The following is a 20,317-nucleotide window of genomic DNA, read 5'->3' as shown; positions in this document are numbered from 1 at the left end:
TAGCTGGAATGTGACTATGTTGGCATTTATCCGTTTTCTTTTTGCAGGCCTGCTGCTGGTGATCGGCCACGCCTTTGCCGCCACGGTTCAGGACGAACACGGCACGTTTACACTCGATAAAACGCCACAACGGATTGTGGTGCTGGAACTCTCGTTCGCCGATGCGCTGGCCGCCGTGGACGTCAGCCCGATCGGTATTGCCGACGATAACGATGCAAAACGCATCCTGCCCGAAGTGCGTGCGCACCTGAAACCGTGGCAGTCCGTCGGAACGCGCGCGCAGCCGAGCCTGGAAGCCATTGCTGCCCTGAAACCAGACCTGATCATTGCCGACAGCAGTCGCCATGCGGGGATTTACACCGCCTTGCAGCAAATCGCGCCGGTACTGCTGCTTAAGTCCCGCAACGAAACCTACGCTGAAAATTTGCACTCAGCGGCTATCATCGGCGAAGTGGTAGGTAAAAAACGAAAGATGCAGGCGCGTCTGGAACAACATAAAGAGAAGATGGCGCAGTGGGCCAGCCAGCTTCCCACAGGGACACGCGTGGCCTTTGGCACATCACGCGAACAGCTATTCAACCTGCATACCCAGGAGACCTGGACCGGCAGCGTGCTGGCTTCTCTGGGGCTGAACGTTCCCGCTGTGATGGCGGGCGCGTCCATGCCGTCCATCGGCCTGGAGCAACTGCTGGCGGTCAATCCTGCCTGGCTGCTGGTTGCCCACTATCGCGAAGAGAGCATTGTTAAACGCTGGCAACAAGATCCGCTCTGGCAGATATTAACCGCCGCGCAGAAGCAGCAGGTTGCTTCAGTCGACAGTAACGCCTGGGCGCGGATGCGCGGTATTTTTGCCGCAGAGCGTATTGCCGCTGACACGGTAAAAATCTTCCACCATCAGCCGCTTACCGATGTGAAATGACCGCGCTAAAACACCCGGTGCTGCTGTGGGGGCTTCCCGTTGCAGTACTTATTATTATTTTCTGGCTGAGTCTGTTTTGCTACTCGGCCATTCCTGTTTCCGGAGCAGACGCAATCCGCGCCCTGCTGCCTGGACACACGCCAACGCTACCAGAAGCGCTGGTGCAAAACCTTCGTTTGCCGCGAAGCCTGGTCGCCGTTCTGATCGGCGCAAGCCTGGCGCTCGCGGGCACGCTGCTGCAAACCCTGACCCACAACCCAATGGCCTCTCCTTCACTGCTCGGCATTAACAGCGGCGCGGCGCTGGCTATGGCGCTTACCAGCGCGCTGAGTCCGACGCCGGTTGCAGGCTATTCCCTGTCGTTCATCGCGGCATGCGGGGGCGGCGTGAGCTGGCTGCTGGTCATGACCGCAGGAGGCGGGTTTCGTCATACCCAGGACAGAAACAAACTGATCCTCGCGGGTATCGCGCTGTCGGCCTTTTGTATGGCCCTGACCCGCATCACCCTACTGCTGGCCGAAGATCATGCTTACGGCATCTTTTACTGGCTGGCAGGCGGAGTGTCCCACGCCCACTGGCAGGATGTCTGGCAGCTCTTGCCGGTGGTGGTCACTGCAGTCCCTGTCGTGTTGCTGCTGGCGAATCAACTGAACCTGCTCAACGTCAGCGACAGTACCGCCCATACGCTGGGAGTGAACCTGCCGAGACTACGTTTGATCATCAATATGTTAGTGCTGCTTCTGGTTGGCGCGTGCGTCAGTGTGGCAGGTCCGGTGGCGTTTATCGGCCTGCTGGTGCCACATCTGGCGCGCTTCTGGGCAGGCTTCGATCAGCGCAACGTACTGCCGGTGAGCATGCTGCTGGGGGCCACGCTGATGCTGATGGCAGATGTACTCGCACGCGCGCTGGCCTTCCCCGGCGATCTGCCCGCAGGCGCAGTGCTGGCGCTGATTGGCAGTCCTTGCTTTGTCTGGCTGGTGAGGAGGCGAGGATGAAAATTGCGCTGGTCATTTTCATCACCCTTGCCCTGGCAGGCTGTGCGCTGTTATCACTCCATATGGGGGTGATCCCCGTGCCGTGGCGCGCGCTGCTGACCGACTGGCAGGACGGACGCGAGCATTATTATGTATTGATGGAGTACCGACTGCCGCGCTTGCTGCTGGCACTGTTTGTCGGTGCAGCCCTCGCCGTGGCGGGCGTGCTGGTACAGGGGATTGTGCGTAACCCGCTTGCATCACCGGATATTCTCGGCATTAACCATGCCGCCAGCCTTGCCTCTGTGGGAGCACTGCTTCTTATGCCATCACTATCCGTGATGGTGCTGCCGCTACTGGCCTTTGCGGGCGGTATGGCGGGGTTGATCTTGCTGAAGATGCTGGCAAAGACCCACCAGCCGATGAAGCTGGCGCTCACCGGCGTGGCGCTTTCCGCCTGCTGGGCGAGCCTGACGGATTACCTGATGCTCCTGCACCCGCAGGATGTAAACAGTGCCCTGCTGTGGCTGACGGGTAGCTTATGGGGGCGCGACTGGCACTTTGTGAAGATTACCGTGCCGTTGCTCATTCTGTTTTTGCCGCTGAGCCTGCGCTTTTGTCGCGATCTCGACCTGCTGGCGCTGGGCGATGCACGAGCAGCCACGCTCGGCGTGTCGGTTCAGCGCACCCGGTTCCAGGGGCTGATGCTGGCTGTCGCGATGACAGCAACCGGCGTGGCCGTCTGTGGCCCGATAAGTTTTATTGGTCTCGTCGTGCCGCACATGGTGCGCAGGATCGCCGGCGGGCGTCACCGCTGGCTGATGCCCGTTTCGGCCCTGACGGGCGCGTTGTTGCTGGTCATTGCCGATCTGCTGGCACGAATCATTCATCCGCCGCTGGAGCTTCCGGCAGGCGTGCTGACCGCCATTATCGGCGCACCGTGGTTTGTCTCGCTGCTTGTGAGAATGCGATAAATGAGATTACGTACTGAAAATCTGACCGTCAGCTATGGCGCACAAACCGTGCTGGATGGACTTTCTCTCGCCCTGCCTGCCGGAAAAATCACGGCCCTGCTCGGCCCTAACGGTTGCGGGAAATCGACGCTGTTGAACTGTTTTTCTCGCCTGTTAACACCAGACTCTGGCGAGATATTGCTTGATGAAAAACCCATAGCCGGTTTTTCCGCCCGCCAGCTGGCTCGCCGCCTGGCTTTACTGCCGCAACACCATTTATCCCCCGAGGGGATCACTGTACGGGAACTGGTTTCCTACGGCCGCAGCCCGTGGCTGTCGTTGTGGGGGCGACTCTCCGCGGAAGACAACGAGCGGGTCAACGTGGCAATGAGTCAGACCCGGACGCGCAATCTGGCTGACCGCAGGTTAACCCAGCTTTCCGGCGGCCAGCGCCAGCGTGCGTTTCTGGCGATGGTGCTGGTGCAGGATACCCCACTCATTCTTCTTGATGAGCCTACGACCTACCTCGATATCAATCATCAGGTTGAACTGATGCGCCTGATGGTTGAACTCAAAAGGCAGGGGAAAACCGTAGTGACGGTACTCCACGATCTGAATCAGGCCAGCCGCTATTGCGATCATCTGGTGGTACTGGCAAGCGGTCGCGTGATGGCGCAAGGTGCTCCGGAAGCAGTGATGAAACCAGAGCTTCTAAAGACGGTGTTCAGCGTAGAAGCGGAAATCCATCCCGAACCGGTATCTGGCAGACCCATGTGTGTGGTGAAGTAGTCTGGCGAAGTCATAAGGATCATCACAGGACAGATAAAGGAAGTGATAACCACCTGCCAACAGGGACCAAAATCTGGCTGGTTGCCGGTATCACCGACATGCGCAACGGCTTCAATGGTCTCGCCGCAAAGGTGCAGACGATGCTGAAAGATGACCCGATGTCCGGCCATGTCTTCATCTTCCGGGGCCGCAGCGGCAGTAAGGTCAAACTGCTGTGGTCCACCGGCGACGGGCTGTGCCTGCTGACCAAACGGCTGGAACGCGGCCGCTTCGCCTGGCCCTCTGCCCGCGATGGCAAAGTGTTCCTGATCCCGGCGCAGCTGGCAATGCTTCTGGAAGGCATCGACTGGCGGCAGCCTAAAAGACTGCTTACGTCCCTGACCATGTTGTAGGCCTCTTTATCCTGGTTGTCGTTGAATAAGCCTGGTAAAATGCGGGCTTATGAACAACACCTCCCCCTGACGACATCCTTCTGCTGAAACAGCGCCTTTCCGAACAGGAAGCGCTGAACCGCGCCCTGCTGGAAAAGCAGGCCGACCGGGAGCACGGAATAGACCATCTGCAGGCGCAGCTGGATAAGCTTCGCCGGATGAACTTCGGCAGTCGTTCTGAATAAATCTCCCGCCGCATCGCGCAGATAGAAGCCGACCTGAACCGGCTTCAGACAGAAAGCGATACGCTGACGGGTCGGGTTGCCGATACGGGCCGGGCCCCGTATCGTTTTAACCCTGAATATTCATCGCAGATATTGTTTCGGGTTTTCCAGTATACCAGCCCTGAACTAGGTAACCGAGGCCAAGAGAACGGACGAATTCAAACTGTCCTGGCGTTTCCACCCCTACAAACACCAGTGGTTTGCCAGTACCACGTAACCCTTTCACCACAGAAACAAGTAGCGCTCGCTTCACCGGGTCATCAATATTGGCAATAAAAATACGGTCTATTTTTATCTCATCGAAATCCAGTACCGTCAGCCATTCAATATGGGGGCCGCTTGGCAAACGGAAAATATCCTACGTTAAGCCTGTTTCTTTAGCTGGCATTACAAAAAGCGAGCGTCTGCATGGTACAGACAGACACCCGAATACGATAAAAATGAGACGAAAAAAACAGGTTACTTAACCCGCTTCCCCGTTTCGTCAATGACCTTTTCGCCGTCCTCTTTGGTAAACGCTCCTTTCTGACCTTCAGGTAGAATATCCAGCACTATTTCTGAAGGGCGGCAAAGACGAGTGCCAAGCGGCGTAACGACTACCGGCCGATTAATCAGGATCGGATGTTGAAGCATAAAATCAATCAACTGCTCATCACTGAATTTCTCTTCATCAAGGCCCAGGTGTTCATAAGGCTCAACATTCTTACGCAGCAATGCACGCACCGTAATTCCCATATCTGAAATAAGTTTAATCAGCTCATCACGGGTCGGTGGCGTATCGAGATAATAAATAATGGTCGGTTCGTTACCGCTGTTACGGATCATCTCCAGCGTGTTGCGTGAAGTGCCGCAGGCCGGGTTGTGATAGATGGTAATGTTGCTCATATCTTTATCTCATTACAAAGTGATGGAAAGCCGCAACGCCAGCGCGGCCAGAGTGACAAACAGCACGGGCAGAGTCATGATAATGCCCGTGCGGAAGTAATAACCCCAGGTGATCGTTATATTTTTCTGGGCAAGCACATGCAGCCAAAGCAGGGTTGCCAGACTGCCAATCGGGGTGATTTTCGGGCCTAAATCGCAGCCAATCACGTTGGCATAAATCATTGCCTCTTTGACGACGCCAGTCGCCGTACTCCCGTCAATCGACAGCGCGCCAATCAGCACCGTCGGCATATTGTTCATCACCGACGACAGGAACGCGGTCAGGAAGCCGGTGCCGAACGTTGCTGCCCATAACCCCTTTTCTGCCAGCAGGTTCAGTACACCAGACAGATACTCCGTGAGCCCGGCATTGCGCAGGCCATAGACCACCAGGTACATGCCCAGCGAAAAAATCACGATCTGCCATGGCGCACTGAGCAGGACTTTCCCTGTGTTGATGCCATGACCTCTTTTCGCCACGATAAACAGTACTGCTGCGCCAGCAGCTGCTATCGCGCTGACAGGGATCCCCAGCGGCTCCAGAACGAAGAAACCGACAAGCAGCAATAACAGGACGATCCAGCCCGCCCTGAACGTTGCCGCATCCTTTATCACACTGGCAGGCGTCTTCAGCAGCGAAACGTCATACGTTGCCGGAATATCCCTGCGGAAGAAGAGATGCAGCATGATCAGCGTGGCCGCAATCGCTGCCGCATCCACGGGGATCATAACGGAGGCGTACTGCGTAAAGCCCAGATCGAAGAAGTCCGCCGAGACGATATTCACCAGGTTAGAAACAATGAGTGGCAGGCTGGCCGTATCTGCAATAAATCCTGCAGCCATGACAAAGGCCAGTGTCGTGCCCTGGCTGAACCCCAGTGCGAGCAGCATCGCAATCACAATCGGCGTCAGGATCAGCGCGGCGCCATCATTGGCGAACAAAGCAGCAACAGCGGCACCGAGCAAGACTATCCAGGTGAACAGCAGGCGGCCACGTCCGTTACCCCAGCGGGAGACGTGCAGTGCGGCCCATTCAAAGAAGCCGGACTCATCGAGCAGCAGGCTGATGATGATGACCGCAATAAATGCCGCTGTCGCGTTCCAGACGATATTCCAGACAACGGGAATATCAGCGATATGGATGACACCGGTTCCCAGCGCCAGCACAGCCCCGATACTCGCGCTCCAGCCAATACTCAGGCCTCTGGGTTGCCAGATCACCAGTACCAGCGTCAGTAAAAATATACTCCCTGCCAAAAGCATCTCAGACCCCATCATATATGATTTTGTAAATATGTTTTCCTGCCTCAGCAGGAGGTGCAGGCTGATTTGTCCAGCCATTCACGTACATCCTCGCGCAGACACTGCCAGGTCGTCGTGATTGTCTCTGCTGCCCACGCCGGAATATGGGGTGACAGACGATAGTGGATCCATTTGCCTTCCCGACGGTCAAGAACCAGATCAGCCTCGCGAAGGATAGCCATATGTCGCGAAATTTTGGGCTGCGATTCGGAGGTGGCAACGCAGATATCGCAGACGCACAATTCTCCGGACTCACGGAGAAGCATGACGATGGCTAGCCGTGTTTCATCCGACAGGATTTTGAAAAGCTGAACAGGTTGTAGCATTTTTCACTCCGTTCCCTTTAGAATACACATATGTTAGATCATATATATTAACTTTAAAATCACCTGTTCTCTCCGGAGGAGAAAAATGGAACAATTTCCAGCCCTGAATACTGACTGTTTTGATCAACATATTGCCGAACGTCTGCACCTGCAGGAGCCCCCACGGATTCTGATCCTGTATGGCTCAGTAAGGGAGCGCTCCTACAGTCGCTTTGCCGCGGAGGAAGCAGGTCGCCTGCTGACGGCGATGGGCGCGGAGGTGAAATTCTTTAACCCCTCCGGTTTACCCCTGCCGGATGATGCCCCGGATACGCACCCTAAAGTCTCCGAGCTACGCGGGCTGGTCAGATGGTGTGACGGGATGGTGTGGAGCTCGCCGGAACGGCACGGGGCTATGAGCGCGGTGATGAAGGCGCAGATCGACTGGATACCGTTGAGTGAAGGCGCGGTTCGTCCTTCGCAGGGCAAGACACTTGCAGTGATGCAGGTTTGCGGCGGTTCGCAGTCCTTCAATGCCGTGAACCAGATGCGCATTCTGGGCCGCTGGATGCGGATGTTCACAATTCCCAACCAGTCCTCGGTGGCGAAAGCCTGGCAGGAATTTGATGAGAACGGAAGGATGAAGCCGTCCTCATGGTACGACCGTATCGTAGATGTCGCAGAGGAGTTGTTTAAAATTACGTTGCTGCTCAGGGGACAAACCAGCTACCTTGCAGATCGCTACAGCGAACGAAAAGAGAGTCATCAGGAACTTTCGTACCGCGTCAATCAGGAAAAAATATAACGCCTTCTGATCGTATAAATACACACCATGAGCGTTTTCACAAAGTCTCCTTCTGCCAGGCAGCGGATAATCTTACATGTGTCTGTCGTTTTCAGAAGACGGCAGACCGGACTAAAACCATAGGCATATCATTTGCCTTCAACAAGTTCACCGAACAGCTCTTTCACCCTGTTTCTGGCGTCCGTTAGCGCTATGTGCCCTTGTCCGGTGATTTCATATACTCGCCGACTTCGTCGACCGGCCTGAACATGTCGTGAGGTGAGATACCCCTTCTTTTCCATACCGTGCAGCATCGGATACAGGGTACCCGGGCTGAGTTGATAACCGTGGTGTCGCAATTCCTCAATGATGCCCAGACCAAAGACGGGTTCTTTGGCTGCATGATGCAGGATGTGCAAACGGATCATCCCGCCGTAAAGATCTTTGTCGGTCACGCCCGGAACCTCACAGTGCTAAACTCAACAACCAACCCGCAACACCGCAACTCACTACGACCAGCCACGGCGGCAGTTTCCAGAACATCAGAGCGACCAGTGCCACAAGGGCAAGGCCGAAATCTTGCGGAGCGAGAACTGCGCTCGTCCATACTGGTTGATAGAGAGCTGCCAGCAGAAGGCCAACTACGGCTGCATTAATACCCTGCAACGCTGCTTGTGTACGGATATTGCGGCGCAGACTTTCCCAGAACGGCAATGCTCCCACAATCAGAAGGAAGGACGGTGCGAAAATTGCCAGCAGACAAACCAGACCACCCAGCCAGCCAGAAGGCACCTGGTTCATCGAAGCCCCGAGAAAGGCTGCAAAAGTGAACAACGGTCCAGGAACGGCCTGGGCAGCGCCGTAGCCAGCCAGGAATGTATCAGTGCTGACCCAGCCAGAAGGAACGACTTCAGTCTGCAGTAATGGCAGCACGACATGCCCGCCACCAAAAACCAGTGATCCGGTCCGGTAGAAAGTTTCTACCATTAACAGCGTCGGATTTGGGAATATCGCCGTCAGCAATGGTAACCCTGTCAGTAGCACAAAGAACAGCGTGAGCCAGAACAATCCGACGCGACGCCGTATTGAAACGGGCAGCGGATCATGTACCGTCGTCTGCTGAGGTTTGAACAGTAACATGCCAGTGACAGCCGCAGTGACGATTACTCCCACCTGTCCCCAGGCCGATGGCACAAGAAGCACAAAGCAGGTTGCCACTGCCATGACAGTAATACGCGGTATATCCGGGCAAAGATTTCGGGCCATGCCCCATACAGCTTGCGCGACCACCGCAACGGCTACCACTTTCAGCCCATGCAATACACCAGAGGGCATCACATCCCCGTAACTGGTCATCCCCAGCGCAAACAGGATCAGTGCAACTGCTGACGGTAGCGTGAAGCCGGCCCATGCTGCTAGCGCCCCGGTATAACCGGCCCGGGACAGCCCGAGCGCTATACCAACCTGACTGCTTGCTGGTCCCGGAAGGAACTGGCACAGAGCGACCAAATCTGCATAGCTGCGCTCGGTCAACCACTGCCGTCGCGTCACAAACTCATCGCGGAAGTAACCCAGATGGGCAATTGGGCCGCCGAAGGATGTCAGGCCAAGTCGGAAGAAAATCAGAAAGACAGCCCAGGGGCTGTGATCATTCCTGGCAGTATCGTTCATGGTCAGATCCTGATTGCTGGTTTTAGTGGCTATTATAATCGAATTTCGTTATCGAAATTCGATTATAATAGCCACTGCTCCCTGTGGATAGAATGATGTTTCATGCTTTCCAGATGTTTACTTCAAGAACAGTTTCAACTGCCTGGCCAGTTATGGGCTTTATTCACATTCAGTATTATTGCTGTCCTGCTTTTACCCGGAGTATGGTTTGCCGGGTGGTATTAAATTCTCTGGCAACCGCACTGATACTGGCCCCGGAATTAAGGCGCTCTGACACTATTTTTTTTTGCTCCTCGCTCAAGATGGGCGGACGACCGAAGCGTTTCCCGGCTGATCTTGCCCGAGAAATCCCTGAATGTGTGCGTTCAATCAGCAGATCCCTCTCAAACTCAGCCACAGCTGAAATCACCTGCATAGTCATTTTTCCGGCCGGGCTGGTTAAATCCACACCTCCGAGAGCGAGACAATGAACACGGATATCTAAAGTAGCCAGTTGTTCAACTGTTTTTCGGATATCCATCGCATTACGGCCGAGTCGGTCAAGTTTGGTGACAATCAATACGTCACCGCTTTCCATTCGATCAAGCAACCGGATGAACCCTGGTCTTTCGCTGGCAGCAACCGAACCACTTATATGTTCCTCAATCAGCCGCTGGGGTCTGATGGCAAAACCCGCCGCTTCAATTTCATGGCGCTGATTTTCTGTATTCTGTTCCAGAGTGGAGACCCGACAGTAGGCAAAAACTCGTGACATAGGAAACTTTCCGTACGCAAAGGGTGTCCGAATTATAACGTATGTACGAAACAAATTTCGCTGACTTTCGGACATATTGTTTGCGAGGCGTACGAAACCGACCGGTTTCGGTCAGTGCGAATGATAACTTTAATGAACTATGTGCAGGGGAAGCATTTATGCCACAGAGACAAATACTCAGTAGTGAAGAAAAAGAACGCTTGTTGATTGTGCCAGATGATGACGTATTTCTGACGCGCAGGTGCTTTCTGAGTGAACATGACCTCGCGCTCATTAATAAACACCGCAGGCCAGCTAACCGTCTGGGCTTTGCAGTTTTACTCTGTTATTTGCGAGGACCAGGGTTTCCTCCCGACAAAAGTATTTCACCTCACGACTGTGTTGTCTTCAGGCTGGCGGCTCATTTGAAAGTCCAGTCTGATTTGTGGGCCGAGTATGCATCAAGAGAGGTCACCCGCTGGGAACATCTGGCTGAACTCTACCGCTACCTGGAATTATCCCCTTTTAACCGGGCGCTGCAAAAAACCTGTATTCGCCACCTTTATCCCCACGCCATGCGGACAGACAGAGGTTTTTTACTTGCGGAGGAAATGCTCTCCTGGCTCCACAATAATAAGGTTATTTTCCCCTCTGTTGAAGTGATCGAACGAACCCTGGCCGAAGCAACAACACTTGCCAACAGGGCGGTTTTTTCTGCGCTTACCGCGCAGCTTGAACCAGGGCATAAAGCGGCACTGGACCGTCTGTTGGTATCTGAGGGTGAGCAACCTTCACGGCTGGCCTGGCTGCTCCAGCCTCCGGGAAAAATTAATGGTAAAAATGTCCTGCAACATATCGACCGGTTAAATGCGATTGAGTCGCTGGCACTCCCTGACGGCATTGCACTTTCCGTTCACCAGAACCGACTCCTGAAACTCGCACGCGAAGGCAGGAAAATGAGTAGCCGGGATCTGGCAAGATTCACGGATGTTCGCCGTTATGCCTCGCTGGTTTGTATCATATCGGAGGCCAGATCCACCCTGACTGACGAAGTTATTGATCTGCACGAGCGTATTCTGAGTAGTCTGTTCAGCAGGGCAAAACGTACTCAGGCCGAGCGGCTCCAGCAAACGGGAAAGCTGATTCAGAGTAAACTGAAGCAATACGTTACCGTCGGACAGGCATTACTTAACGCCAGAGAGTCCGGGGAAGATCCCTGGGCCGCAATAGAAGACGTCCTTCCCTGGCAGGAATTCATCAACAGCGTGGAAGAGACGCGGTTCCTGTCACGTAAGGACAACTTCGACCCGTTGCATCTGATCACAGAAAAATACAGTACGCTGCGTAAATACGCCCCCCGGATGCTGTCCGTGTTGCAGTTCAGGGCTGCACCCGCCGCAATGCAGCTCAGTGACGCATTGGATACCGTCAGAGATATGTATAGAAAACAACTCCGAAAAGTACCGCCTTCCGCGCCAATCGGGTTCATCCCGGAAAGCTGGAGAAAGGTTGTGATCACCCCCACCGGCATTGACCGAAAATATTACGAATTTTGCGTGCTGAATGAACTGAAGGGAGCCTTACGTTCAGGTGACACCTGGGTAAAGGGGTCACGCCGCTACAGGAATTTCGATGATTATCTGATCCCGTCAGACGATTTTGAAAAATCACTCCGGGATAACCAGTTACCCCTTGCTGTTCCGGCCGATTGCCATGAATACATCAAGAGCCGTTTGACGCTTCTTGCATCGCGTCTGGAAGAAGTTAACGCGATGGCGCTGGCCGGTGATTTACCCGATGTTGATATATCGGATAAAGGCGTGAAAATTACCCCGCTGGATAACAGTGTCCCTTCAGCAGCATCCCCTTTTGGCGATCTGGTTTATGGCATGCCCCCTCACCCTAAAAGGGGGCCGCTTGGAAAACGGAAAATATCCTACGTTAAGCCTGTTTTTTGAGCTGGCATGGCGGGCAGCTATGAGCGAAGTATAGTCATTCGCCCTATCTCTTTTGTCGCACTTTCAACAAGGGGGTCGCTTGGAAAGCGGAACGAGGTCAGTCTCCGCCCGGACTGCTCAGCTCTTTAAACAGCAAAAGAGAGGCATCTTATGAGAAGGGATTGTTCAGTATGTCAGGGCAGACTGCTTTTTCATCCGCAGGTACTGAGGGTAAATGCTCAATTCCGGTACGATTCTTACTCTATAGCCAGACAGAATTCAGCATTGTGCTGAACCCGAATCTTTTTTTACTCTGACAGGCCTGTTCATCAGAACCCTGAAAAAACAATTTTCCCGTTCACATTTTTATTTTCCATGTCCTCATGAGCCCGGCGAAGTGCTTTAGCATTCAGCCTGCCATACTCTGCCAGCAACGGAGGTTTGAGCTTACCGGAATCCAGCATGCATGAGAGTTTGTTAAGAATATCATGCTGTTTAGACATGTCCGCAGTAGCATGCATGGGGCGGGTAAACATTGCCTCCCAGTGAACAGAAACGCTCTTAAATTTGATCAAACGCAGATCCAGTGGTTCAGGGTCGTCGATGAGTCCGATACGGCCTTGTGGGGCAATAATTTCGGCCATATTTTCCCAGGCAGATGGCGTGGTGTACGTTGAGAAAATCCGGGTAATGGGAGGGAGTCCAGCAAGGCTGGCAACCTGTGGCGCAAGCGCACATGAATGATCCAGGACATAATGCGCACCAAACCCGCGAACCGCTCTGACACTCTCCTGCCGGGAGGCAGTCCCGATGATGTTCACCCGACTCAGAGTGCGGGCAAGCTGTATAGCCATACAAGGGACTCCGCCCGCACCGCCAAGCATCAACAGGGTCTGATCAGCATCTCCGTTCACTGACAACTGCAGACGATCAAATAACATTTCCCAGGCTGTCAGACCGGTCAGAGGAACCGACGCTGCAGCTTCAAAACTTAGTGCTGCCGGCTTTATCCCCGTAATGCGTTCGTCAACCAGCTGAAACTCTGCGTTGGCTCCCTGGCGATCGAGCACACCGGCATAGAAAACGTGGTCACCTGGCCTGAACAGCGTCACATCTGGTCCGGTTGCTTCAACAACACCGGAAGCGTCGTATCCCATAACTACCGGATTGCCTGCAGAGGGACTGATGTTTCGCCGGCTTTTCAGGTCCCGTGGGTTAACCGCGACCGCCCTGACTCTGATCAAAAGATCACGCCCCTTGGGCATGGATGGGTGGGGAAGCGACAAATCTTCAATAACGGATGTACTTTCCCGGGTTGCCAGAAACCAACGGCTTTCATTCTGTCTCCTTAAAAAGGTCAGTCACCAGATAAATAAATGTAAAAGTGTGCGGAACGCGATACCCGCCAGTGCCCCCGGCAGTGCAAATCGAAAAATACGCGGAAAGCGGGCGCTGGGTAATGCTGTCAACCTGTTGATGACTATTTTAATCTGTAGTCATTCAATCCTTGTAACATCAGGATGATCCTGGTGTCAGTGAAAATACGAAATCAACACGTTGGTATCATTACCCACCTGTGAACTGACGTCGGCATTTTGAATCTCACTTCGGCGTGCCCCCTCCGAATGGCGCAAAACATTTCGTGGTATGGCATGATAGCACCCGAAGAGAGTCAATTCAGGGTGGTAAATGTGAAACCAGTAACGCTATACGATGTCGCAGAGTATGCCGGTGTCTCTTATCAGACCGTTTCCCGCGTGGTGAACCAGGCCAGCCACGTCTCTGCGAAAACGCGGGAAAAGGTGGAAGCGGCGATGGCGCAGCTGAACTACATTCCCAACCGCGTGGCACAACAACTGGCGGGGAAACAGTCGTTGCTGATTGGCGTTGCTACCTCCAGTCTGGCCCTGCACGCGCCGTCGCAAATTGTCGCGGCGATTAAATCTCGCGCCGATCAACTGGGTGCCAGCGTGGTGGTGTCGATGGTAGAACGAAGCGGCGTCGAAGCCTGTAAAGCGGCGGTGCACAATCTTCTCGCGCAACGCGTCAGTGGGCTGATCATTAACTATCCGCTGGATGACCAGGATGCCATTGCTGTGGAAGCTGCCTGCGCTAATGTTCCGGCGTTATTTCTTGATGTCTCTGACCAGACTCCCATCAACAGTATTATTTTCTCCCATGAAGACGGTACGCGACTGGGCGTGGAGCATCTGGTCGCATTGGGTCACCAGCAAATCGCGCTGTTAGCGGGCCCATTAAGTTCTGTCTCGGCGCGTCTGCGTCTGGCGGGCTGGCATAAATATCTCACTCGCAATCAAATTCATCCGATAGCGGAACGGGAAGGCGACTGGAGTGCCATGTCCGGTTTTCAACAAACCATGCAAATGCTAAATGAGGGCATCGTTCCCACTGCGATGCTGGTTGCCAACGATCAGATGGCGCTGGGCGCAATGCGCGCCATTACCGAGTCCGGGTTGCGCGTTGGTGCGGATATCTCGGTAGTGGGATACGACGATACCGAAGACAGCTCGTGTTATATCCCGCCGTTAACCACCATCAAACAGGATTTTCGCCTGCTGGGGCAAACCAGCGTGGACCGCTTGCTGAAACTCTCTCAGGGCCAGGCGGTGAAGAGCAATCAGCTGTTGCCCGTCTCACTGGTGAAAAGAAAAACCACCCTACCGCCCAATACGCAAACCACCTCTCCCCGCACGTTGGCAGATTCCTTAATGCAGCTGGCACGACAAGTTTCCCGACTTGAAAGCGGGCAGTGAGCGCAACGCAATTAATGTGAGTCAGCTCACTCATTAGGCACCCCAGGCTTTACACTCTATGTGTCCGGCTCGTATGTTATGCGAAAATGTGAGCGGATAACAATTCACGCAGGATACAACTATGACAATGATTACGGATTCACTGGCCGTCGTATTACAACGTCGTGACTGGGAAAACCCTGGCGTTACCCAACTTAATCGCCTTGCGGCACATCCCCCTTTCGCCAGCTGGCGTAATAGCGAAGAGGCTCGCACCGATCGCCCTTCCCAAGAGTCGCGCAGCCTGAATGGTGAATGGCGCTTTGCCTGGTTTCCGGCACCAGAAGCGGTACCAGAAAGCTGGCTGGAGCGCGATCTTCCTGACGCCGATACTGTCATCGTCCCCTCAAACTGGCAGATGCACGGTTACGATGCGCCTATCTACACCAACGTGACCTATCCCATTGCGGTCAATCCGCCGTATGTTCCCACGGAGAATCCGACGGGTTGTTACTCGCTCACATTTAATGTTGATGAAAGCTGGCTACAGGAAGGCCAGACGCGAATTATTTTTGATGGTGTTAACTCGGCGTTTCATTTGTGGTGCAACGGGCGCTGGGTCGGTTACGGACAGGACAGTCGTTTGCCGTCTGAATTTGACCTGAGCGCATTTTTACACGCCGGAGAAAACCGCCTCGCGGTGATGGTGCTGCGCTGGAGTGACGGCAGTTATCTGGAAGATCAGGATATGTGGCGGATGAGCGGCATTTTCCGTGACGTCTCGTTGCTGCATAAACCGAGCACGCAAATCAGCGATTTCCATGTAGCCACTCACTTTAATGATGATTTCAGCCGCGCTGTACTGGAGGCAGACGTTCAGATGTACGGCGAGCTGCGCGATGAGCTGCGGGTGACGGTTTCTTTGTGGCAGGGTGAAACGCAGGTCGCCAGCGGCACCGCGCCTTTCGGCGGTGAAATTATCGATGAGCGTGGTGGTTATGCCGATCACGTCACCCTACGTCTGAACGTCGAAAACCCGAAACTGTGGAGCGCCGAAATCCCGAATCTCTATCGTGCGGTGGTTGAACTGCACACCGCCGACGGCACGCTGATTGAAGCAGAAGCCTGCGATGTCGGTTTCCGCGAGGTGCGGATTGAAAATGGTCTGCTGCTGCTGAACGGCAAGCCGTTGCTGATTCGCGGCGTTAACCGTCACGAGCATCATCCTCTGCATGGTCAGGTCATGGATGAGCAGACGATGGTGCAGGATATCCTGCTGATGAAGCAGAACAACTTTAACGCCGTGCGCTGTTCGCATTATCCGAACCATCCGCTGTGGTACACGCTGTGCGACCACTACGGCCTGTATGTGGTGGATGAAGCCAACATTGAAACCCACGGCATGGTGCCAATGAATCGTCTGACCGATGATCCGCGCTGGCTACCCGCGATGAGCGAACGCGTAACGCGAATGGTGCAGCGCGATCGTAATCACCCGAGTGTGATCATCTGGTCGCTGGGGAATGAATCAGGCCACGGCGCTAATCACGACGCACTCTATCGCTGGATCAAATCTGTCGATCCTTCCCGCCCGGTACAGTATGAAGGCGGCGGAGCCGACACCTTCGCAACCGATATTATTTGCCCGATGTACGCGCGCGTGGATGAAGACCAGCCCTTCCCGGCTGTGCCGAAATGGTCCATCAAAAAATGGCTTTCGTTGCCTGGAGAGACGCGCCCGCTGATCCTTTGCGAATACGCCCACGCGATGGGTAACAGTCTTGGCGGCTTCGCTAAATACTGGCAGGCGTTTCGTCAGTACCCCCGTTTACAGGGCGGCTTCGTCTGGGACTGGGTGGATCAGTCGCTGATTAAATATGATGAAAATGGCAATCCGTGGTCGGCTTACGGCGGTGATTTTGGCGATACGCCGAATGATCGCCAGTTCTGCATGAACGGTCTGGTCTTTGCCGACCGCACGCCGCATCCGGCGCTGACGGAAGCAAAACACCAGCAGCAGTTTTTCCAGTTCAGTTTATCCGGGCGAACCATCGAAGTGACCAGCGAATACCTGTTCCGTCATAGCGATAACGAGCTCCTGCACTGGATGGTGGCGCTGGATGGCAAGCCGCTGGCAAGCGGTGAAGTGCCTCTGGATGTCGCTCCACAAGGTAAACAGTTGATTGAACTGCCTGAACTACCGCAGCCGAAGAGCGCCGGACAACTCTGGCTAACGGTTCACGTAGTGCAACCGAACGCGACCACATGGTCAGCAGCCGGACACATCAGCGCCTGGCAGCAGTGGCGTCTGGCGGAAAACCTCAGCGTGACACTCCCCTCCGCGCCCCACGCCATCCCGCAACTGACCACCAGCGAAACGGATTTTTGCATCGAGCTGGATAATAAGCGTTGGCAATTTAACCGCCAGTCAGGCTTTCTTTCACAGATGTGGATTGGCGATAAAAAACAACTGCTGACGCCGCTGCGCGATCAGTTCACCCGCGCACCGCTGGATAACGACATTGGCGTAAGTGAAGCGACCCGCATTGACCCTAACGCCTGGGTCGAACGCTGGAAGGCGGCGGGCCATTACCAGGCCGAAGCAGCGTTGTTGCAGTGCACGGCAGATACGCTTGCCGACGCGGTGCTGATTACCACGGTCCACGCGTGGCAGCATCAGGGGAAAACCTTATTTATCAGCCGGAAAACCTACCGGATTGATGGAAGTGGTCAAATGGCGATTACCGTTGATGTTGAAGTGGCGAGCAATACGCCACATCCGGCGCGGATTGGCCTGACCTGCCAGCTGGCGCAGGTAGCAGAGCGGGTAAACTGGCTCGGATTAGGGCCGCAAGAAAACTATCCCGACCGCCTTACTGCGGCCTGTTTTGACCGCTGGGATCTGCCATTGTCAGACATGTATACCCCGTACGTCTTCCCGAGCGAAAACGGTCTGCGCTGCGGGACGCGCGAATTGAATTATGGCCCACACCAGTGGCGCGGCGACTTCCAGTTCAACATCAGCCGCTACAGTCAACAGCAACTGATGGAAACCAGCCATCGCCATCTGCTGCACGCGGAAGAAGGCACATGGCTGAATATCGACGGTTTCCATATGGGGATTGGTGGCGACGACTCCTGGAGCCCGTCAGTGTCGGCGGAATTCCACCTTAGCGCCGGTAGCTACCATTACCAGTTGCTCTGGTGTCAAAAATAATAATAACCGGGCAGGCCATGTCTGCCCGTATTTCGTGTAAGGAAATCCATTATGTACTATTTAAAAAACACAAACTTTTGGATGTTCGGTTTATTCTTTTTCTTTTACTTTTTTATCATGGGAGCCTACTTCCCGTTTTTCCCGATTTGGCTACATGACATCAACCATATCAGCAAAAGTGATACGGGTATTATTTTTGCCGCTATTTCTCTGTTCTCGCTATTATTCCAACCGCTGTTTGGTCTGCTTTCTGACAAACTCGGGCTGCGCAAATACCTGCTGTGGATTATTACCGGCATGTTAGTGATGTTTGCGCCGTTCTTTATTTTTATCTTCGGGCCACTGTTACAATACAACATTTTAGTAGGATCGATTGTTGGTGGTATTTATCTAGGCTTTTGTTTTAACGCCGGTGCGCCAGCAGTAGAGGCATTTATCGAGAAAGTCAGCCGTCGCAGTAATTTCGAATATGGTCGCGCGCGGATGTTTGGCTGTGTTGGCTGGGCGCTGTGTGCCTCGATTGTCGGCATCATGTTCACCATCAATAATCAGTTTGTTTTCTGGCTGGGTTCTGGCTGTGCATTCATCCTCGCCGTTTTACTCTTTTTCGCCAAAACGGATGCGCCCTCTTCTGCCACGGTTGCCAATGCGGTAGGTGCCAACCATTCGGCATTTAGCCTTAAGCTGGCGCTGGAACTGTTCAGACAGCCAAAACTGTGGTTTTTGTCACTGTATGTTATTGGCGTTTCCTGCACCTACGATGTTTTTGACCAACAGTTTGCTAATTTCTTTACTTCGTTCTTTGCTACCGGTGAACAGGGTACGCGGGTATTTGGCTACGTAACGACAATGGGCGAATTACTTAACGCCTCGATTATGTTTTTTGCGCCACTGATCATTAATCGCATCGGTGGGAAAAACGCCCTGCTGCTGGCTGGCACTATTATGTCAGTACGTATTATTGGCTCATCGTTCGCTACCTCAGCACTGGAAGTGGTTATTCTGAAAACGCTGCATATGTTTGAAGTACCGTTCCTGCTGGTGGGCTGCTTTAAATATATTACCAGCCAGTTTGAAGTGCGTTTTTCAGCGACGATTTATCTGGTCTGTTTCTGCTTCTTTAAGCAACTGGCGATGATTTTTATGTCTATTCTGGCGGGCAATATGTATGAAAGCATCGGTTTCCAGGGCGCTTACCTGGTGCTGGGTCTGGTGGCGCTGGGCTTCACCTTAATTTCCGTGTTCACGCTTAGCGGCCCCGGCCCACTTTCTCTGCTGCGTCGCCAGGTGAATGAAGTCGCTTAAGAAATTAATGTCGGATACGGCGCGAGCGCCTTATCCGACCAACTTATCAGGACGGAATGGGCTTTGTTGAATAAATCAGATTTAGGGTAAGTCTCCCCCGTAGCGGGTTGTGTTTACAGGCAATACGCACGCTTTCAGGCATACCTGCTTTCGTCATTTTGTTCAGCGCTCGTACCAGGGCCATAGCCTCCGCAACCTGACCATCGTAGTCACGCAGCGTCAGTGAACCCCCGAACAGCTGTTTTACCCGGTACATCGCCGTTTCCGCTATCGAGCGACGGTTGTAGTCTGTTGTCCATTTCCACCGCGCATTACTCCCGGTCATTCGCTGATTAGCCACTGCACGGTTACGGTCTGCATATTCACCGGGCCAGTAACCCGCACCTTTTCGGGGAGGGATAAGCGCGCTGATTTTCTTACGCCGCAGTTCATCGTGACATAGCCGGGTATCGTAAGCGCCATCGGCGGCGGCTGACCTGATTTTCCGGTGGGTTTGCCAGATTAACCCGGGGAAGGCCTCTGAGTCCGTAACGTTGTTCAGCGACAGGTCTGCACAGATGATTTCATGTGTGTTGCTGTCAACTGCCAGATGCAACTTTCGCCATATACGACGGCGTTCCTGGCCATGCTTTTTGACTTTCCATTCGCCTTCACCAAAGACCTTCAGCCCGGTGGAATCAATCACCAGATGCGCGATTTCACCCCGGGTGGACGTTTTGAAACTGACATTAACCGACTTTGCGCGCTTGCTGACACTGGTGTAATCCGGGCAGCGCAACGGAACATTCATCAGTGTAAAAATGGAATCAATAAAACCCTGCGCAGCCCGCAGGGTCAACCTGAACACGCGTTTAATGACCAGAACGGTGGTGATGGCGAGATCAGAATAGCGCTGAGGTCTTCCCCGTGATGAAGGCGTTGCCGACTCATACCAGGCCTGAATAGCTTCATCATCCAGCCAGAAAGTTATGGAGCCACGGTTGATGAGGGCTTTATTGTAGGTGGGCCAGTTGGTGATTTTGAACTTTTGCTTTGCCACGGAACGGTCTGCGTTGTCGGGAAGATGCGTGATCTGATCCTTCAACTCAGCAAAAGT

Annotated in this window: 17 protein-coding genes and 3 pseudogenes; 11 read left to right on the top strand and 9 right to left on the bottom strand. The window is 53.9% G+C overall.

Annotated features, from left to right (window positions below; genetic code table 11):
* Nucleotides 1–16: 16 nt before the first annotated feature.
* From fecB to LGM20_RS25750, 6 genes and pseudogenes are all read left to right on the top strand, one after another.
* Nucleotides 17–919 (top strand): Fe(3+) dicitrate ABC transporter substrate-binding protein FecB, encoded by a 903-nt coding sequence (gene fecB, locus LGM20_RS25775; protein ID WP_004206584.1) that lies wholly within the window; start codon nucleotides 17–19, stop codon nucleotides 917–919.
* Nucleotides 916–1,914: an iron-dicitrate ABC transporter permease FecC gene (gene fecC, locus LGM20_RS25770; RefSeq protein WP_004118243.1), complete on the top strand. Its 999-nt coding sequence runs from the start codon at nucleotides 916–918 to the stop codon at nucleotides 1,912–1,914. The genes fecB and fecC overlap by 4 nt, the downstream gene beginning before the upstream one ends.
* Entirely contained in the window at nucleotides 1,911–2,867 is a 957-nt protein-coding gene (fecD, locus tag LGM20_RS25765) for a Fe(3+) dicitrate ABC transporter permease subunit FecD (protein ID WP_023307494.1), read from the top strand. Before fecC ends, fecD begins: the two co-directional genes overlap by 4 nt.
* On the top strand, nucleotides 2,868–3,635 hold the full coding sequence (gene fecE / locus LGM20_RS25760) for a Fe(3+) dicitrate ABC transporter ATP-binding protein FecE (RefSeq protein ID WP_023307493.1): 768 nt from the start codon (nucleotides 2,868–2,870) through the stop codon (nucleotides 3,633–3,635).
* Between the two features lie 98 nt (nucleotides 3,636–3,733).
* Nucleotides 3,734–4,027: an IS66 family insertion sequence element accessory protein TnpB gene (gene tnpB, locus LGM20_RS25755; RefSeq protein WP_004206581.1), complete on the top strand. Its 294-nt coding sequence runs from the start codon at nucleotides 3,734–3,736 to the stop codon at nucleotides 4,025–4,027.
* A gap of 49 nt (nucleotides 4,028–4,076) precedes the next feature.
* Nucleotides 4,077–4,335, top strand: a pseudogene (locus LGM20_RS25750) (IS66 family transposase); the annotation flags it as partial.
* Nucleotides 4,336–4,357: 22 nt separating this feature from the next.
* Here the strand turns inward: LGM20_RS25750 and LGM20_RS25745 are convergent.
* The 4 genes from LGM20_RS25745 to LGM20_RS25730 form a co-directional block, all read right to left on the bottom strand.
* Nucleotides 4,358–4,636 (bottom strand): EAL domain-containing protein, encoded by a 279-nt coding sequence (locus LGM20_RS25745; RefSeq protein ID WP_004118253.1) that lies wholly within the window; start codon nucleotides 4,634–4,636, stop codon nucleotides 4,358–4,360.
* Between the two features lie 113 nt (nucleotides 4,637–4,749).
* Nucleotides 4,750–5,175, bottom strand: a complete 426-nt coding sequence (gene arsC / locus LGM20_RS25740; RefSeq protein WP_023316432.1) for a glutaredoxin-dependent arsenate reductase — start codon at nucleotides 5,173–5,175, stop codon at nucleotides 4,750–4,752.
* A gap of 12 nt (nucleotides 5,176–5,187) precedes the next feature.
* Nucleotides 5,188–6,477, bottom strand: a complete 1,290-nt coding sequence (locus LGM20_RS25735) for an arsenic transporter (RefSeq protein ID WP_004206579.1) — start codon at nucleotides 6,475–6,477, stop codon at nucleotides 5,188–5,190.
* A gap of 44 nt (nucleotides 6,478–6,521) precedes the next feature.
* Nucleotides 6,522–6,842, bottom strand: a complete 321-nt coding sequence (locus LGM20_RS25730) for a transcriptional regulator (RefSeq protein WP_004206577.1) — start codon at nucleotides 6,840–6,842, stop codon at nucleotides 6,522–6,524.
* Nucleotides 6,843–6,927: 85 nt separating this feature from the next.
* Here LGM20_RS25730 and arsH point away from each other — a divergent pair, with 85 nt between their 5' ends.
* Entirely contained in the window at nucleotides 6,928–7,626 is a 699-nt protein-coding gene (arsH, locus tag LGM20_RS25725) for an arsenical resistance protein ArsH (protein ID WP_016151343.1), read from the top strand.
* A gap of 128 nt (nucleotides 7,627–7,754) precedes the next feature.
* On the opposite strand, the gene LGM20_RS25720 is transcribed toward arsH, so the two are convergent.
* The 3 genes from LGM20_RS25720 to LGM20_RS25710 all read right to left on the bottom strand — a co-directional run bounded on the left by LGM20_RS25720 (nucleotide 7,755) and on the right by LGM20_RS25710 (nucleotide 10,030).
* On the bottom strand, nucleotides 7,755–8,060 hold the full coding sequence (locus LGM20_RS25720) for a PadR family transcriptional regulator (protein ID WP_004206574.1): 306 nt from the start codon (nucleotides 8,058–8,060) through the stop codon (nucleotides 7,755–7,757).
* A 10-nt stretch (nucleotides 8,061–8,070) separates the two neighbouring features.
* Nucleotides 8,071–9,276: a chromate efflux transporter gene (gene chrA, locus LGM20_RS25715; protein WP_004206572.1), complete on the bottom strand. Its 1,206-nt coding sequence runs from the start codon at nucleotides 9,274–9,276 to the stop codon at nucleotides 8,071–8,073.
* 175 nt (nucleotides 9,277–9,451) lie between these two features.
* Nucleotides 9,452–10,030, bottom strand: a complete 579-nt coding sequence (locus LGM20_RS25710) for a recombinase family protein (protein ID WP_004206571.1) — start codon at nucleotides 10,028–10,030, stop codon at nucleotides 9,452–9,454.
* A 158-nt stretch (nucleotides 10,031–10,188) separates the two neighbouring features.
* Between LGM20_RS25710 and LGM20_RS25705 the strand changes: the two are divergent.
* Nucleotides 10,189–11,916 (top strand): annotated as a pseudogene (locus tag LGM20_RS25705) (Tn3 family transposase); the annotation flags it as partial.
* Between the two features lie 359 nt (nucleotides 11,917–12,275).
* On the opposite strand, the pseudogene LGM20_RS25700 reads toward LGM20_RS25705, so the two are convergent.
* Nucleotides 12,276–13,285 (bottom strand): annotated as a pseudogene (locus LGM20_RS25700) (zinc-binding alcohol dehydrogenase family protein).
* Between the two features lie 352 nt (nucleotides 13,286–13,637).
* On the opposite strand from LGM20_RS25700, the gene lacI reads away from it, so the two are divergent.
* The 3 genes from lacI (at nucleotide 13,638) to lacY (ending at nucleotide 19,221) form a co-directional block, all read left to right on the top strand.
* Nucleotides 13,638–14,720: a DNA-binding transcriptional repressor LacI gene (gene lacI / locus LGM20_RS25690; RefSeq protein ID WP_004206569.1), complete on the top strand. Its 1,083-nt coding sequence runs from the start codon at nucleotides 13,638–13,640 to the stop codon at nucleotides 14,718–14,720.
* 121 nt (nucleotides 14,721–14,841) lie between these two features.
* On the top strand, nucleotides 14,842–17,916 hold the full coding sequence (lacZ, locus tag LGM20_RS25685) for a beta-galactosidase (RefSeq protein WP_004187094.1): 3,075 nt from the start codon (nucleotides 14,842–14,844) through the stop codon (nucleotides 17,914–17,916).
* A gap of 51 nt (nucleotides 17,917–17,967) precedes the next feature.
* A complete protein-coding gene (lacY, locus tag LGM20_RS25680; RefSeq protein WP_003846917.1) occupies nucleotides 17,968–19,221 on the top strand; it encodes a lactose permease in 1,254 nt (417 codons plus the stop codon).
* A gap of 46 nt (nucleotides 19,222–19,267) precedes the next feature.
* Here the strand turns inward: lacY and LGM20_RS25675 are convergent, their stop codons facing one another.
* Nucleotides 19,268–20,305 (bottom strand): IS5 family transposase, encoded by a 1,038-nt coding sequence (locus LGM20_RS25675; RefSeq protein WP_224222717.1) that lies wholly within the window; start codon nucleotides 20,303–20,305, stop codon nucleotides 19,268–19,270.
* Nucleotides 20,306–20,317 lie beyond the last annotated feature (12 nt).

It is taken from the genome of Klebsiella quasipneumoniae subsp. quasipneumoniae, from assembly GCF_020525925.1.
Classification (GTDB): domain Bacteria; phylum Pseudomonadota; class Gammaproteobacteria; order Enterobacterales; family Enterobacteriaceae; genus Klebsiella; species Klebsiella quasipneumoniae.
Note: the sequence above shows the minus strand (reverse complement) of the source record. Positions and strands in the feature narration are given on the sequence as shown.

Coding starts and splice junctions, on each gene's coding strand:
- LGM20_RS25735 (WP_004206579.1), bottom strand. CDS start 6,477: ATGCTTTTGGCAGGGAGTATATTTTTACTGACGCTGGTACTGGTGATC.
- lacZ (WP_004187094.1), top strand. CDS start 14,842: ATGACAATGATTACGGATTCACTGGCCGTCGTATTACAACGTCGTGAC.
- fecB (WP_004206584.1), top strand. CDS start 17: ATGTTGGCATTTATCCGTTTTCTTTTTGCAGGCCTGCTGCTGGTGATC.
- lacY (WP_003846917.1), top strand. CDS start 17,968: ATGTACTATTTAAAAAACACAAACTTTTGGATGTTCGGTTTATTCTTT.
- chrA (WP_004206572.1), bottom strand. CDS start 9,276: ATGAACGATACTGCCAGGAATGATCACAGCCCCTGGGCTGTCTTTCTG.
- fecC (WP_004118243.1), top strand. CDS start 916: ATGACCGCGCTAAAACACCCGGTGCTGCTGTGGGGGCTTCCCGTTGCA.
- fecE (WP_023307493.1), top strand. CDS start 2,868: ATGAGATTACGTACTGAAAATCTGACCGTCAGCTATGGCGCACAAACC.
- LGM20_RS25710 (WP_004206571.1), bottom strand. CDS start 10,030: ATGTCACGAGTTTTTGCCTACTGTCGGGTCTCCACTCTGGAACAGAAT.
- tnpB (WP_004206581.1), top strand. CDS start 3,734: ATGCGCAACGGCTTCAATGGTCTCGCCGCAAAGGTGCAGACGATGCTG.
- LGM20_RS25730 (WP_004206577.1), bottom strand. CDS start 6,842: ATGCTACAACCTGTTCAGCTTTTCAAAATCCTGTCGGATGAAACACGG.
- arsC (WP_023316432.1), bottom strand. CDS start 5,175: ATGAGCAACATTACCATCTATCACAACCCGGCCTGCGGCACTTCACGC.
- fecD (WP_023307494.1), top strand. CDS start 1,911: ATGAAAATTGCGCTGGTCATTTTCATCACCCTTGCCCTGGCAGGCTGT.
- arsH (WP_016151343.1), top strand. CDS start 6,928: ATGGAACAATTTCCAGCCCTGAATACTGACTGTTTTGATCAACATATT.